The organism is Haloarcula limicola, assembly GCF_010119205.1.
In the GTDB taxonomy this organism is placed as follows: Archaea; Halobacteriota; Halobacteria; order Halobacteriales; family Haloarculaceae; genus Haloarcula; species Haloarcula limicola.
The window spans coordinates 1,360,126-1,374,477 of the sequence record NZ_WRXM01000001.1 but is presented as its reverse complement, the minus strand read 5'-3'; the positions used below and the strand labels follow the sequence as shown (position 1 = coordinate 1,374,477).

Annotated in this window: 16 protein-coding genes; 7 read left to right on the top strand and 9 right to left on the bottom strand. The window is 69.1% G+C overall.

Annotation, left to right across the window (positions count from 1 at the left end):
* Positions 1–36 precede the first annotated feature (36 nt).
* Entirely contained in the window at positions 37–690 is a 654-nt protein-coding gene (locus GO488_RS07025) for a DUF7982 domain-containing protein (RefSeq protein ID WP_162317057.1), read from the top strand.
* Between the two features lie 34 nt (positions 691–724).
* Here the strand turns inward: GO488_RS07025 and GO488_RS07020 are convergent, their stop codons facing one another.
* The gene (locus GO488_RS07020) at positions 725–997 is read right to left on the bottom strand and encodes a DUF8044 family membrane protein (RefSeq protein WP_162317056.1); all 273 of its coding nucleotides are present in this window, start codon (positions 995–997) and stop codon (positions 725–727) included.
* 103 nt (positions 998–1,100) lie between these two features.
* On the opposite strand from GO488_RS07020, the gene GO488_RS07015 reads away from it, so the two are divergent.
* A complete protein-coding gene (locus GO488_RS07015) occupies positions 1,101–1,619 on the top strand; it encodes a metal-dependent hydrolase (RefSeq protein WP_162317055.1) in 519 nt (172 codons plus the stop codon).
* A 55-nt stretch (positions 1,620–1,674) separates the two neighbouring features.
* Positions 1,675–2,589 carry an NAD-dependent epimerase/dehydratase family protein gene (locus GO488_RS07010; protein ID WP_162317054.1) on the top strand — a complete coding sequence of 305 codons (915 nt, stop codon included), beginning with the start codon at positions 1,675–1,677 and terminating at the stop codon, positions 2,587–2,589.
* Between the two features lie 43 nt (positions 2,590–2,632).
* On the opposite strand, the gene GO488_RS07005 is transcribed toward GO488_RS07010, so the two are convergent.
* Complete coding sequence (locus GO488_RS07005) at positions 2,633–3,070, bottom strand: cupredoxin domain-containing protein (protein ID WP_162317053.1); 438 nt, start codon at positions 3,068–3,070, stop codon at positions 2,633–2,635.
* A 94-nt stretch (positions 3,071–3,164) separates the two neighbouring features.
* On the opposite strand from GO488_RS07005, the gene GO488_RS07000 reads away from it, so the two are divergent.
* Positions 3,165–5,135: a hypothetical protein gene (locus tag GO488_RS07000; RefSeq protein ID WP_206674386.1), complete on the top strand. Its 1,971-nt coding sequence runs from the start codon at positions 3,165–3,167 to the stop codon at positions 5,133–5,135.
* 18 nt (positions 5,136–5,153) lie between these two features.
* Here the strand turns inward: GO488_RS07000 and GO488_RS06995 are convergent, their stop codons facing one another.
* The 5 genes from GO488_RS06995 to GO488_RS06975 all read right to left on the bottom strand — a co-directional run bounded on the left by GO488_RS06995 (position 5,154) and on the right by GO488_RS06975 (position 10,844).
* Positions 5,154–6,626: a lipopolysaccharide biosynthesis protein gene (locus GO488_RS06995; protein WP_241692908.1), complete on the bottom strand. Its 1,473-nt coding sequence runs from the start codon at positions 6,624–6,626 to the stop codon at positions 5,154–5,156.
* Between the two features lie 7 nt (positions 6,627–6,633).
* Positions 6,634–7,428, bottom strand: a complete 795-nt coding sequence (locus GO488_RS06990; RefSeq protein ID WP_162317052.1) for a glycosyltransferase — start codon at positions 7,426–7,428, stop codon at positions 6,634–6,636.
* Positions 7,422–8,564 carry a glycosyltransferase family 4 protein gene (locus GO488_RS06985; protein WP_164509634.1) on the bottom strand — a complete coding sequence of 381 codons (1,143 nt, stop codon included), beginning with the start codon at positions 8,562–8,564 and terminating at the stop codon, positions 7,422–7,424. The genes GO488_RS06990 and GO488_RS06985 overlap by 7 nt, the downstream gene beginning before the upstream one ends.
* A 113-nt stretch (positions 8,565–8,677) precedes the next feature.
* A complete protein-coding gene (locus GO488_RS06980) occupies positions 8,678–9,610 on the bottom strand; it encodes a glycosyltransferase family 2 protein (RefSeq protein WP_241692906.1) in 933 nt (310 codons plus the stop codon).
* A complete protein-coding gene (locus GO488_RS06975; RefSeq protein WP_162317051.1) occupies positions 9,603–10,844 on the bottom strand; it encodes a glycosyltransferase family 4 protein in 1,242 nt (413 codons plus the stop codon). The genes GO488_RS06980 and GO488_RS06975 overlap by 8 nt, the downstream gene beginning before the upstream one ends.
* Positions 10,845–11,002: 158 nt before the next feature.
* Between GO488_RS06975 and GO488_RS06970 the strand changes: the two genes are divergently transcribed.
* The 3 genes from GO488_RS06970 to GO488_RS19885 all read left to right on the top strand — a co-directional run bounded on the left by GO488_RS06970 (position 11,003) and on the right by GO488_RS19885 (position 12,866).
* Positions 11,003–11,371, top strand: a complete 369-nt coding sequence (locus GO488_RS06970; RefSeq protein ID WP_162317050.1) for a hypothetical protein — start codon at positions 11,003–11,005, stop codon at positions 11,369–11,371.
* Between the two features lie 46 nt (positions 11,372–11,417).
* Positions 11,418–12,440, top strand: coding sequence for a glycosyltransferase (locus GO488_RS06965; protein ID WP_241692905.1), 1,023 nt, complete (start codon positions 11,418–11,420; stop codon positions 12,438–12,440).
* Between the two features lie 267 nt (positions 12,441–12,707).
* A complete protein-coding gene (locus GO488_RS19885) occupies positions 12,708–12,866 on the top strand; it encodes a DUF7344 domain-containing protein (RefSeq protein WP_206674385.1) in 159 nt (52 codons plus the stop codon).
* A 22-nt stretch (positions 12,867–12,888) separates the two neighbouring features.
* Here GO488_RS19885 and GO488_RS06955 read toward each other — a convergent pair whose 3' ends face one another.
* Complete coding sequence (locus GO488_RS06955) at positions 12,889–13,206, bottom strand: DdfA family disk-determining factor (protein ID WP_162317049.1); 318 nt, start codon at positions 13,204–13,206, stop codon at positions 12,889–12,891.
* Positions 13,207–13,339: 133 nt separating this feature from the next.
* The gene (locus GO488_RS06950) at positions 13,340–14,131 is read right to left on the bottom strand and encodes a TrmB family transcriptional regulator (RefSeq protein ID WP_162317048.1); all 792 of its coding nucleotides are present in this window, start codon (positions 14,129–14,131) and stop codon (positions 13,340–13,342) included.
* Positions 14,132–14,352: the final 221 nt, after the last annotated feature.

Below are 14,352 nucleotides of genomic sequence, written 5' to 3'. Positions count from 1 at the left end.
TGGGAACTCAGTTCGACCGACCGGTGGTGAACGCCGGTGGATAACTCCGCGCACGTCGCGGCCGGCGGCCGCCTCCGCGACCGCTTCGGCGAGCGCGACCCGGCATCGCTGTTCGCCGTCCTCGGCGTCCTCCTCCTCGCGGGCGGCGTCGCCGTCCCCGACTTCGAGACGCTCCTGTTCGCGTGGGGCGGCACCGCCCTGTTCGCCGCGTTCCTGCTCCGGGTCGTCACGCGGACGGTGACGCTGCCCGCCGCGGTGACGACGGACGTCCACGCGACGATGGCCCGCAACGCCCGCCGTCTCACGGGCGGCGGTTCGTCTCGTTACGTTCCCGAAGACGGGTCAGTGGCGCTCGCCGTCGACGGCTCCGAGCGCCGACTCGACCCGGTCGGCGAGCGCCTGCTTGCGACCGTCGACGACGCTCCCGACGCGACGGTCGAGGAGCGGCTGCCGGTGCTCGTCGACGCGCTCGTCAACGACCTCGAACTCGCGGGCCGCGCCAGCGCGGTGCCGGTCGAGGGCGGCGTCGAAGTGACCGTCACCGACAGCCGCGTCGGTACGGACGAACTGTTCGACCACCCCGTCGCCTCCGTGCTGGGAGTCGGTCTCGTTCGCGTCGTCGGGGGGCCGGTTCGAGTCGAGCCGGTCGCCGAGGGCGAGCAGTTGATCCTCACCTGCCGCTTCGAGTGACGGAGGGTTCCCGAAGATCGACTCCTGCGCCCGCTCACAGCGACGCGACGAACTTCTCCAGCGTGCGCAGCGCGACCAGCGCGGCGAAGACGACTGCACCGACCACGAGCGGCCAGCGGAGTCGCGTGCGCCAGCGCGGCGTCGCGTGGGCCGGGCCGGTCAGCGCGGTCAGGAGCACGAGGCCGACGAACGAGCAGACGAAGACGTATTCGAGCGTCAACGCCCCGACGGTCGAGAGCAGCGCGATACCGAGCAGCGTCCAGCCGACGTGGGCATATAGAAAGCGACGCTGGCGCGGTGTCGTCATCGACCGTCGGTACGGCGGGCGAGCGCATAATCACGTGGGGTTCGGGCCGGTGAATCCGCGCTACCGCAGATTGAAGGTATTCCGTCGCATCCGTTCGATAGCGATGTTCCCGTGGACCCACGCCGCCTTCGGTTACGTCCTCCTCCTCGTCCTCGCCGTCTCCCTCTCCCGGCGCGTCTCGCGGGCGGAACTGATCGCCGTCGTGGTCGGGACGCAACTCCCGGACCTCGTCGACAAACCGCTCGCGTGGTGGCTCTCCGTCCTCCCCTCCGGGCGGTCGCTCGCTCACTCGCTCGTGGTCGCCGTCCCGCTCTCGGCCCTCGTCCTCGCGGTCGCGTGGCGTCGGTCGCATCCGGAGGTCGGCGCGGCGTTCGCGCTCGGCTACGCCAGCCACTTGCTCGGCGACACGTACGTCGAACTCCTCTACTGGCGCACGGAGGACCTCACCTTCCTCCTCTACCCGTTCCTCCCGGCGTACCCCTACGACGACGGCGTCCGGTTCGGCGAGTTCCTCGGCGCGATCGAGGTGACGACGCCCCTCTTGCTCGGGGTGGCGGTCGCCGCCGTCGTCGGCTCGGGCTTTCTCGTCCACTTCCTGCGCGCTCCCTGGCTACCGGAGTGAGTCGCTCTCTCGTCGCACCAGCGGCTATTTAGCCGCCGCTCGCGCAGGGGTGGCCATGACTGCGACGGTCACAGACCGGACGGTGCTGGTGACGGGCGGGGCGGGGTTCATCGGGAGCCACATCGCGGACGCGCTGGTCCCGGACAACGACGTTCGTATCCTCGATAGCTTCGCCGGGGGCAACAGAGAACACTGCCCCGACGAGGCGACGGTCATCGAGGGCGACGTGCGCGAGGAAGCGACGCTCTCCCGGGCCATGGACGGCGTCGACCTCGTCTTCCACGAGGCGGCGATCGTCAGCGTGGCCCAGTCAGTCGAGGACCCGGCGACGAGCCACGCGGTCAACGTGGACGCGACGCTCGCCCTCCTCGAAGAAGCCAGACGGCGGGACGCCCGCGTCGTCTTCGCCTCCAGCGCCGCCATCTACGGCGCGCCCGAGACGCTCCCGGTCGCCGAGACGGCGCGGAAAACCCCCGAGTCGCCCTACGGCCTCGAAAAGCTCTCGGCCGATCACTACTGCCGCCTCTACGCCGACCTCTACGACCTGCCGACGGTCGCGTTGCGGTACTTCAACGTCTACGGGCCGCGTCAGTCCGGCGGGGACTACGCGGGCGTCATCACCGCCTTCGCCGAACAGGCCCGCACCGGCGGGCCGCTGACCGTCCACGGGACGGGCGAGCAGACCCGCGACTTCGTCAACGTCGCCGACGTGGTGCAGGCGAACCTGCGGGCGGCGACCACCGACGCCACGGGCGAGGCGTTCAACGTCGGCACGGGCCGCGGGACGACGATCAGCGAACTGGCGACCGTCGTCCGCGACCGCGTCGCACCGGACGCCGATATCACGCGCGCCGAGCCGCGAGCGGGCGACATCCAGGACAGCGTCGCCGCCATCGGGAAGGCCCGGACGCGACTGGGATACGAACCGTCGGTGGCGCTCGAAGACGGTCTCGCGGCGTATCTCGGCTGAGTCCGGCCGGAGCGACGGGTATCCCGCTGTCCGGCGTCGGTCCTCACTCCACGACGATGGTGCCGCGCATCCCCGATTCGTGAGGGATACAGAAGTACGGGAACTCGCCCGCGGTCTCGAAGGTGTGGCTGTACGTCTCGTCCGCGCCGACGCTACCATCGGGATAGGACTGCCGGGCCGCGGACTCGCTATCGAACTCCCCGGAGGCGAAGTAGGCCGCGCCGTCGGGCAGTTTCTCCTCGTAGGCGGTGACGCTGTGGGCGACCGAGTCGACCGTCTTCCACGTGACGGTGTCGCCGACGTTCACGGTGAGCGTCTCCGGTTCGAACTTGAGGCTATCGGTCATCGCGACGTTGGTCCCGCCCGCCCAGCCGTCGCTACCCGTCTCGCCGCCGCTTCCGTCTCCGCCGTCGCCGGAGCAGCCGGCCAGGAGGCCGACGACCCCGACGCCCGCCGACCGCAACATCGTCCGTCGGTTCATATTGGGGGGAGCATTGCCAGTTTGTTAAGTGTAGCTACCGACTGCAACGCTTTTGCTATCCGACCCTGAAAGATAGCCAACGCAGAGCGCTTCGATGACATCTCTCTCAACTCTCCGCCGAGCCGAGTACGTCCCGCTGGCGGTCTGTCTCCTCGCGGCTGCCGGTCTCTTCGCCCTCGACGCGCTCGCAGTATTGGAGCGGCCGACGCTCCTCCGAGCCGCGTTCACTCTCGTCGGGGCCGTCGTCGCACTCGTCCTCTTTTACGCCTCTCGGGGCGATATCGCCGTCCCGGCCGACTCCCGCCGACTTTCGTCTGGCGTGGCGACGAAGATCGTCGTCGCGCTGTCGGCCGGGGCCGTCGTCGCCGCCGCCGAGACGGGGTCGCGCCTGCTGCCGTTCGCCGTCGTCCTCCCGCTCGGATTCCTGCTGGTCGCGTTACAGCTCCGCGGCGAGCCGCCGGTGCCATCCGTCTTGACACAGCTCTGTGCGCTGTTTCTCGCGCCGCGGCTCGGGAAGTACGTCACGACCGGCTTCTACTTCGGCGGCACCGACACCTTCGCTCACGTCGCCGCGGTGAACGCGCTCACCGAGGTCGGATACACGACGGCCATCCCGCACGGCTACGACCTCTACCCGGTGTTTCACTTCCTCGTGGGCGCGGTCACGTACGCGACGGGGCTGCCGGCGTACGACGCGCTCGTCCTCACGGGGGCGGCGCTGTTCACGCTCGTCGTCCCGATCGCGTATCTGGTCGGAGCCTCCGTCTTCGGATCGACGCGACTCGGCCTGCTGACCGCGCTGGCGCTCACGCTCTCGGAGTTCGCGGCCTATCACGCGCTGTACTTCTACCCGCAGGCGCTCGCCGTCGCGCTGTTGCTCGTCGCCATCTACCTCAACAGCTGCCTGCTATCGGCCGACGACGAGCGAGCCTACCGACGCCTCTCGGTGTTCGTCCTCGCGCTGGTGGCGACGATGGTCGTCACGCACCACCTGACGTACGTCCTCTTCGCCGGCGTCGTCGCCGCGGCGCTCCCGGTGGCGCTCGCCCGCCCGACGCTCCTCGGCGAGACGACCGACCGCTGGCGAGGGCTCCGATACCGCTGGCTGTTTCCCGGCCTCGCGGGGGCGGCGCTCCTGTTGACGTACTGGTCGTACTCGCCGAGCGTCGTCGCCGTCGGCATCGTCCAGTTGACCGCGGGCGTGCTGTTCGACGTGGCGACCATCCCCGCCTCGCAACTGTACGTCTACGGCCTCACGATCCCTGACGACAGCGTCGCCCGCGCGGTCGAGTGGCTGCTGACGCCGACCGGCGTCTACGCCGCCGGACTGGGGTCACTGCTCCTGCTGGCCGGCTACGAGCTGCTCGACCACGCCCGCGAGTACCGCCGCGGCTTCACGCTCGCGGTGACCGGGCTCGGTCTGTCGGCGCTACTCCTCCCGCTTCCCGTGCCGATCCCGCAGGTCGAGCGGCTGCGGTTCGTCGTGACCATCGTCGCGCTGTTCCCGCTCGCCATCGGTCTCCGGCGGGCGCTCGCCGTCGACCGCCGCTACGCCGCGGTGGCGCTCGTGCTGGTGGCGTCGATGGGCGGTGCGACGGCGTTCACCGTACTGAGCGCCGACGACATGGACGGCGTCTACACCGACGAACGGCGCGAACAGGTGTCGATGAGCGACGCCGAGTATCAGTCGGTGCGGGCGAGTTCGGCGTTCCTCCAGCGGTACGCGAACGACAGCGCGGCCACGGACCGCGTGACGAACCGGGCCTTCGAGACGACGGGGTACAACGCCACGCGGATGCTCAGGGCTCGGGAGTCCGGCCTGCGAACCAGCGGGACGTTCCTCGTCGTCCGCGACCGCTGGACCCACCACCTCGTCGCGCTGGGGCGGGGACTCACGAGCAGCGAGCAGAACGTCTTCACCGTCTCCGAGGCGCGCTTCGACGCCGCGGACGCGCGGGCCGATAAAGTGTACACGACCGGTCGCGTTCGAATCTATCACAGCGACGACGGCTACCGCGGGCTCTACGGCGAGAACGGGACGGCGAACTCGACGACCGGCTCGTAACCTCTCCGCGCGTGGCGTTCACTCCCCGAACCGGCGGACGGTCGAGCGCAGTTTCCCCCGGAGCGACGGCGACGCGAGGACGACGGCGACGTAGACCGCGCCGCCGACGAGTATCTGCGCGACGAGGCCCGGCAGCGTCGCGGGAGCGACCGTTCCGGCGACGACCAGCGCGCCGCCCATCACCGCGGCCGCTCCCCCGCACCACGCCACCGCGCCCGTCGGAAACGACAGGGGGATGATGCGCCGGAGGAACCCACCGAGGACGAGCGTGTTGACCGCCATCGCGGTGCCCGTCGCGGCGGCGGCCCCGACGAGGCCGTACCGGGGCACCAGCAGGACGTTCAGGACCACGTTCAGCGAGAGCGACGCGACGGTCGCGTACGCGCCGATATCGGGCCGGTCGACGGCCCGCACCGTCGCGTCGAAGACGTTGTTGACCGCCGCGACCAGCTTCTCGCCCATCAACACGACGAACGCGCCGGTCGCCAGCAGGAACTCCGGGCCGAAGACGAGGCCGAGTATCTCCTCGGAGAGCAGCGCCACGCCGACGAACGCCGGAATCACGAGGACGAGCGAGGCGAGCAAGCCGTCCCGCACCGTCGGCGCGATCCGGTCGCGCTGGCCGGCGGCGTCCCACGCGCTCATCTGGGCGAAGACGGTGTTGGCGACGACGCCGCCGACGACGCCGGTCATGACCGTCACCCGCCAGGCGAGTTCGTACCCGGCGACGTGCGCCCCCGAGAGGAAGAAGCCGACGACGAGGAGGTCCATCGTGTTGTAGACGTGGCCGCCGAGCCCCCAGATCCCGTTGAACTTCGCGTAGTCGACGAGCGTCTCGACGTGCCCGACCGACGGGCGGGCGACGCGGGTGCTCATCCGGGCGAGGCCGGCCACCACCAGCGCGACGTACCCCGCGAGCAGGCCGTAGACGAGCGCCATCGCCCCGAACTCGAACTGGACGAGGGCGACGGCGACGACGACGTACGTGGCGAGTCGCAGGAACTGGAGGGCGGCCGTCTCGTCGGCGCGCATCTCGGCTCTGAGGACGTGCAGGGTGAGCATCGACAACTGGTACAGCACCATCGCCAGCAGGAGCGGGACGACGACGTTCGCGCCGACGTAGGCGTTGACCGCCCCCCGAAACGGGACGACGAGGGCGGTCAGTCCGAGCACCAACGTCCCCTTCAATAGGAGCGCGGCCCCGAGGACGGCGTCGGGGTCTTCTCCCTCGCTGATGCGCTTCTCGACGGCCCCGTTGATGCCGAAGTCAGCGAACGTCCCGAGCGTGCTCAGGACGGCCTCGAACAGGAAGAACACGCCGAGCGCCGTCGCGCCGAGCGCCCCCGCGAAGTACACCGTTGAGCCGAACCCGACGACGACGCCGACGACTTCCAGCGCCAGCAGGAGCCCGCCCGCTCTGGCGAAGTTGAGCTTCCGGGGCATCGTCGGCCGCCCGACGATCTCCGCGTCGTGGTCGCCGTCCCCCGTCATGGTCGGTTCAGCCAACCACCCGTGCGACGAGCGTCCGCAGGAGGTGTGCGAGCGTCGTCGGGTGCGGTGCGATGCGAAGCGCCCGCCCGAAGTAGGTGATAGCCCGGTCGTACTCGCCCTCGCGGCGGCAGGCCTCTCCGACGGTGGTGAACAACTGGACGTAGTAGATGTCGACGTAGGGATGGGCCGCGGGTACCCGTCGGTCGACGAGGTGGCCGAAGCGCTTGGCCTGCGTCAGATACTCGTCGACGGCCATCCCGGTGGCCATCATGCTCTGCTCGTGTTTCCGGCGGGTGAACAGGTCCGGGCAGCAACAGACGCCCGCCTCCGTGGCCGCTTCGAGGACGTACAGGATGTCCTCGCCGCGGCGCAGCGACGACTCGAAGCGGGCGTCGACGCGGTCGGTGTCGACGAGGACGGCCGACGTGACCTCGTCTAACTCGCCGACGAACGCCTCGTAGACGAAGTCGTCGAGCGACATCGGCCCGCCTTCCAGACAGAGGCCGGCCCCCGTCTCGGCCATCCGGTCGAGCTGGCGAGCGAGCTTGTCGGGTTCCCAGAGGTCGTCGGCGTCGAGGAAGGCGACGTGGCGCGTCGCCGCGCGGTCCAGTCCCGCGTTCCGGGCGTCCGCCGGGCCGGTGTCGACGTCGTCGACGACGAGGAGTTCGGTCGGCACGGTCTGTGCGGCGACGGTCGCCTTCGCCTCTTCGAGCATCGACGCGGGCGTGTACTCGGCGCTGTACGGGACCACGACGGTGACGGGGTCGACCGCTCCGTCGGCCGTCGTTCCTCCGCTCACCATCTGGCCAGCACCTCCCGGTGGATCTCGGTCACCCGCTCGGCGTGGGCCGTCCACGTCCAGCGCTGGCCGAGCAGTCGGTCGAGACCCGCTCGTCCCATCTCGCGCAGGCGCTCGGGGTCGTCGAGCAGCGAATCGAGCGTCCGCGAGAGCGTCTCGGGGTCCTTCGGCGGGACGAGGACGCCGGTCTCGCCGTCGACGACCATCTCGGGGATGCCGCCGACGTTCGAGGCCAACACGGGCGTCTCGGCCGCCATCGCCTCGTAGACGACGGTCGGCCGCCCCTCCGTCCAACTCGGGTGGACGAGCAGATCGGCGGCGACCTGCCAGCGCCGGAGCGCCACCGGGTCGAGCCGCCAGAACGACCGCGCCGGATGGGAGAGTTCGCCCAGTCGGTCCAAGAGCCACCACCGGAGGTCCCCCTCGTGACCGACCGTGACGAGCATCACGTCCTCGCGGGAAAGCGCGTCCACCGCGCTGACGAGTTCCTTCAGTCCCTTCTGTTCGGTGTACGCGCCGACCGACAGCAACACCTTCGTGTCGGGGTCGATGCCCAGCTCCTCGCGTATCCGCGCCCGGCGGTCGGTCGGGAACTTCTCGGGGTCCTCGCCGATCGGGACCGTCGTCACCTTCTCGTCGGGGGCGAACCGCCGGGCGCAGGCGGCGAGTTCGTCGCTGACGACGAGGATGCGCGAGGCGTAGTCGATGGTCTCGCGGATGCGGGCCCGGGCCTTCGCGTTGAACGAGTCATAGTTGTGGAGGTCGACGGCGTGGCTGTTGACCACCAGCGGCCGGTCGTGCCGCCGACAGTACTTCAGCATCCCGTAGCCGTCGAGGTAGATATCGGAGGTGTGGACCACGTCGTGAGGCGTCTCGAAGGTCCGCTCGACGTAGGGCGTGACGCGCTTCTGTATCGAGTCACCGGAGACGTGGTAGAAGCGCCGTTTCGGAATCGCGTACAGGAAGCGCGGGTAGTGAGCCACGTAGGTCCCCCAGCGCTCCGTCTTCGGCACCCGCGAGTACTCCGAGTGGGGGCCGATCGGGGGAGCGAACGGCGTCGGGACGACCACGTCCAGGTCGGCGGCGGTGCGGTTCAGCGCGTCGAACGACCGGTGGTTGAACGGCGAGCGGACCTGCAGCGGGTGGCTCTGGTGGTGGATACAGCAGGCCAGCACGCGGTAGGGGTCGCCGTCGGCGGCGGCGTCGGCCGTTTCGCCGATTCGTGGGACCGCCCCGTCGCCGCGGGTCGCGGTCACGCCGTCCTCCCAGCTGCCAGCGCTCGGAGACCGAGCAGCGACCAGAAACCCAGTCGAGCGAGATCCTTCGGCCGCGTGAACGCCCGGCGATCCAGATACGCGCTCGCCTCACGGAACCGCCCCTCGGCGAGGAAGTGGCCGACGAGCCCCATGCGGTGAGCGCGCCGGACGGCGACGCCCCGGCGCTCTACCTCGGCGACGAGGTCGGCGTTGCGGTCGAGGTAGCGCTCGTCGTTCTCGACGTACGCCTCGGCGGGCGCGTCACCGGTGAAGTGAGTCACCGCGAGCGGTTCGTCAACGTAGGCCACCTTCCCGGCGGCGAGCAACCGGAGGACGAGGTCCCAGTCCTCGTAGATAGACAGCCCCTCGTCGAATCCGCCCGTCGCTCGCAGGGCGTCGCGCTCGGCCAGCAGCGTCGACCCGGGCCCCATGAACACCTGCATCGACAGCAGCGACTCGGCCAGCTCCCGGCCGCCCTCTCTCGGTGCCCTCGAACGAAATACCTTATCGGAGACGGCGGCGGCGATCCGCCCGACCGTCGGGCGGGACGCCGTCACCACGTCGCAGTAGGCGCCGACCCACCCCTCGCCGCGCGAGTCGAGCAGCGCCAGTTGCCGGTCGAGCTTCCGCGGGAGCCACTCGTCGTCGGAGTCGAGGAAGGCGACGTACTCGCCGGTCGCCGCCTCGACGCCGGTGTTGCGGGCGGCGCTGACGCCCCGGTTCGTCTCGTGAGCGAGATAGCGGACCCGGTCGTCCTCGCGTTCGAACCGCCTCACGACGGCCGCCGTCTCGTCGGTGCTGCCGTCGTCGACGACGAGGACTTCGACGGCGTCGACCGTCTGGGCGAGCGCGCTGTCGACAGCTCGGCTGACCACGTCCGCTCGATCGTATGCCGGAATCACGACGCTCACGCGGGGCCGGTCAGTCACGCGCGACCTCCCGGTGGACCTCGCGCAGTCGCTGCGCGTGGTCGGTCCACGTCCAGCGCTGGTCGACGAGCCGCGCTCGGCCCGCTCGTCCCATCTCGCGCAGGCGCTCGGGGTCGTCGAGCAGCGAATCGAGCGTCCGCGAGAGCGTCTCGGGGTCGTGGGGCGGGACGAGGACGCCGGTCTCGCCGTCGACGACCATCTCGGGGATGCCGCCGACGTTCGAGGCCAACACGGGCGTCTCGGCGGCCATCGCCTCGTAGAGGACCGTCGGACGCGCCTCTATCCAACTCGGGTGGACCAGCAGGTCCGCGGCGACGTGGAGGCGACGGACCGCGATGGGGTCGAGCTGCCAGTAGGCGTGTGCGGGGTGGTGAAGCTCGCCCAGGCTGTCGAGGAACCACCACCGGAGGGCCCCGCCGTGACCGACGGCGGCGACGGCCACGTCCTCGCGGGAGAGCGAGTCGAGGGCGGCGACGAGTTCGCGGATGCCCTTCTCCTTCTCGAAGCGGCCGACGTACAGCAGAAGCTTCGTCTCCGGAGCGATGCCCAGTTCCCGGCGGATGGCCGCCCGGCGCTCGGTCGGGTAGTCCTCGGGGTCCTCGCCGATGGGGAGCGTGCGGACCTTCCCGGCGGGGGCGAACTGCCGGGCGACGGCGGCGAGTTCGTCGCTGACCGTCAGCACGGCCGAACAGTAGTCGATCGTCTCGCGGATGCGGGCCTGCACCTCGTCGTTGAACCGGTCGAAGTTCTTCAGGTCGCCGGCGTGCGAGAGGGCGACCAGCGGGATATCGTGGCGTCGGCAGTATTCGAGGGCGGCGTAGCCGTCGAGGTAGAACCCACAGGTCTGCACCACGTCGTGTGGCGTCTCGAAGGTGCGCTCGACGTAGCGCGTGACGCGCTTCTGCGCGGAGTCGCCGGAGTACTGATAGAAGTAGCGCTTGGGGAGCGCGTAGAGAAATCGCGGGTAGTGTGCCTGATACGACCCCCACTGCTCCGTCTTCGGGACGTGGCGGTACTCGGAGAAGGGGCCGACCGGCGGGGCGAAGGGCGTCGGTGACACCACGTCGAGGTCGACGCCGGTGGCGTTCAGGGCGTCGAACGAGCGGTGGTTGAACGGGGTCCGGACCGGAAAGACGTGGTTCGGGTGTTCGGTCGCGCAACCGAGGACGCGGGAGGCCGCCTCGGCGTCTGACCCGGTCGCCGGGTCGCTTCTGGATGTCGAGTCGTCTGACATGTGATGGGGGACGTATCGCCGATATCGTGGCCGGGCGACAGTATGTTCGTCCTACCATATCAGCAGACAGATGTTAGGCTTTCCGGAGTCTCGGGGGTCGACGCTTTTCCACGCCGACCGCGAACCGTCTCGCGTGTGTCGACAACCGACGCTCTCGGGTGGGTTCGGTGACCGCGCCGCTCGGTCGCCGGGCGTACCTCTCGCTGGTGCTCGCCGCGACGACCGCGGGTTACTCGCTGTTCGGCGGTGACGACGTGTCCGCGGACTCGCCGACGAGCGCGACCGAGGCGCTGCTCGCGGGACACCTCGTCGCTATCGCCCGCAACCTCGACGGAGCGGTGGTCCGGCCCGACGAGACGGCGACGCCGGTACAGGACGCTCTCGACCGCGTCGCCGAGGCGGGCGGCGGTCGCGTCTACCTCCCGCCGGGACGGGTCAGCGAGCGGGGGCCGATCCGCCCGCACCCGAACACCGGACTCTACGGGTTCGGGATGAACGTCTCGGTCGTACGGAGGGGACTGGGCTGACCCGCCCACCGATAGGGTTATTCAGCGACACGGCGAGGATGCAGCCGTGTCGACGAATCTGCGCGGCGACAGCGCCCCGATGGTGTCCGCGGTCGTCGTGACCTACAATTCGGCGCGGACGGTCGCCGAGACGCTCTCCTCGCTCACCGGACAGACGTACCCCGACGACCGCTACGAGGTCATCGTCGTCGACGGCGGCTCGACTGACGGCACCGAGAAGGTCGCCGCTGAGTACGGCGTCCGGTTCCGCGTCGCCGAGGGGGCCACGATCGGTGCGTGTCGGAATCGGGGAGTCGAGGCGGCCAGCGGCGAGTACGTCGCCTTCACCGACTCGGACTGCGCCGTCCCGGCGACGTGGCTCGAATCCCACGTCGAGCGCATCGAGGGCTACGCCGACCGCGAGGACGTCGTCGGCGTCGGCGGTCCGAACCGTCCGTTTCCCGACGACCCGCCCTTCGCCAAGTTGGTCGGGAGTCTGCAGGGAACCGTGTTCGGTTCCGGCGGGTCGCCCCAGTCTCACGCCATCGACGGGGAGCGACTGGTCCGCTCGGTCGCGGCCTGCAACGTCTGTTACGACGCCGACGTGTTCTCCGAGTTCCGCTACGACGACGGGATCAACGTCGGCGAGGACGCCGAGTTCCACTTCCGCCTGAGCGAGGCGGGCTACCGGTTCGTCTTCGACCCGACTATCGCCGTCTCGCACCATCTCTCGGCCGACTTCGGCTCCTTCTGTCGGAAGAGCCGATCGTACGGGTACGCGATGGCGCGCGTCCAGCGCCGCCACGGGAAGGTCATCCGGTGGTACTCGGCGCTGCCGTCGCTCGGTCTCGGAACGGGGGTACTCGCTGCATTGAGCGACTGGCGGGCCCGGAAGATCCGTTACCTCCCGCTGCTCCTGTCGGCGTTCCTCCTCGCGAGCGGCTACGCGACGGCACAGGTGTATCGCGACCGACGGACGCCGCTGGCGCTATTGATACCGGTCATGCTGGCCGCACAGTACGCGTACTACGGCGTCGGGTTCCTCGAAGGGACGCTCGCACCGGACCCCGTGCCGCAGGAACTGCCCTGAGCCGGCGACGCCGCGTGGCTTGTTACTCACTTCCTCAAACGTCTACCAAACCGAAAAACCGCCGTAATTATCCGCTCCCTCGACCAATAATCCGTATGGATTCCACGGCGGGAGATACATTTCCAGACGACCTACTGAGCGCGCTAGCCGCCGCTGAACGCCGAAAACTGCTCGTGGACCTGCTGGCGGACAATCCGCGAACGGACCCTTCGACGGTTGTCGACGGGGGCCCGTCCCGAGAGTGGTGCCGGTTCGAACGCCGTGCGGATGCATCACGTCCACCTGCCGAAACTGGCCGACCACGGGTTCATCGAGTGGGACCGGGAGAGCGACGAGATACGTCGGGGACCGAACTTCGACCGGGCGCGTCCCCTGCTCGAACTGCTGGTGGCTCACGAAGACGAACTGCCAGCCGAGTGGTTCTGACTCGTCGACGGTACTGTCCCGCTCACTCGCGACGGGCCGCCGTCGAGCTGACCACGCCGCCGCCGTGGCTGTCGATGGTCACGTCGACCCCGGCGTATTCGAACGACACGCTGACTGCGCTTTCGGAGCCGTCCGGCCTGTCGGCGAGAACCGCCGTCAGCGCGTCGGGGTCGACGGTGGCGTACAGCGGCGGCAGGTCGGTGGAATCTCGCCCTATCGACGCGGCGACGGCCTCGACGACCGCAGCACACGGACTCTCGGTCGTTTTCCACTCGAATCGTGACTGACTCGCTTCGGTAGGCGCTTTCGAGCCCTTTCTGTGGTCTGTATTGTCGTCCATTGTCCTCTCTTCCTGACGACAATCTCTCACGCGATACACGACTCCGCTGTCGGCGACGCTTTGCTACAGTCGAACAGTTGAACCGATGTCGATATAGACCTTTTGTGAATATGTGCGTTACAAGCCCCGAACGCTATCTGGTCCCATCGAGTTGCCACGTGAACATCGCTTGGAGGACGACGACCAGGCCGTTCGATTCGCCGGTCCCCCAGATGGCCGTCTCGTCGCGCGGCTCCGGCGGGTGGTCGCCGTCGCCGTCCACGAGCACGCTCACGAGCGTCTTCTCTTGGTCGACCATCAGCATGCGACCGGCCGGCGTGTCCGACCAGACCCACATTGAGTCGAAGTACTCCGCCTCTGGTACCGTGTCGGAGAAGTCTCGTTCGACGCCGTCGGCCATCCCCGCGAGTTTGATCGAGACGCCGCGTTCGCTTGCGGTCCGGAGACGGGCCACGACCTCGTCGGTGAGGAGATCGCTCACGGTCATGAAAACGACCTCGTCGCTGGCCGAGTCGATCAAGTCCGCGACGCGCTCCGAAACGGTACCCCGGCCCACGACGGTCCAGACGCCGCGCTGTTCCACGGTTCGCTCGGTCGAGTTCAACCCGTCGAGGGCTTCGGTCAGCGCGTCCATGCGACGGCTGTACTCCCGTTCGAACCGCCGGCTCGTCGTCTCCGGGGAGACGACCCAGAACTGCTTCGGCTTCGAGTGCTGTACGTCAGCCAGTCCCCAGTCGCGGAGTTCCTCGACGGCGTCGTAGACGCGGGTCCGGGGCACCTCGGAGACGTCGCTCACGTCTTTTGCCGTCCCGCTGCCCAGACTCGAGAGCGCGACGAACGTCCGGGCGGCGTACGCGCTCAGCCCCAGCGCTTCGAGTTGGTCGACCGCGACAGAACGGGGCTCGTCCGAGGACTCCGAGGTCATGTGTGGCGATGTACCGTACGTAAAGGCGCGCAGCAACAGATCGGTTGGGACCCAGTCTGGAGCTGCGCGCCAGTAGCACGTTCCCGCTCACCCCGTATAATGGTATTGTGATTATCTGAGTTAACGGGTCGTTCGCGGGGAATTCGGCCGACCTGACGAGAGGAGACGAACCGTCCGTAGAGACACCGCTAACCTGTCAACCGAGGCGGTAATTATTAAAA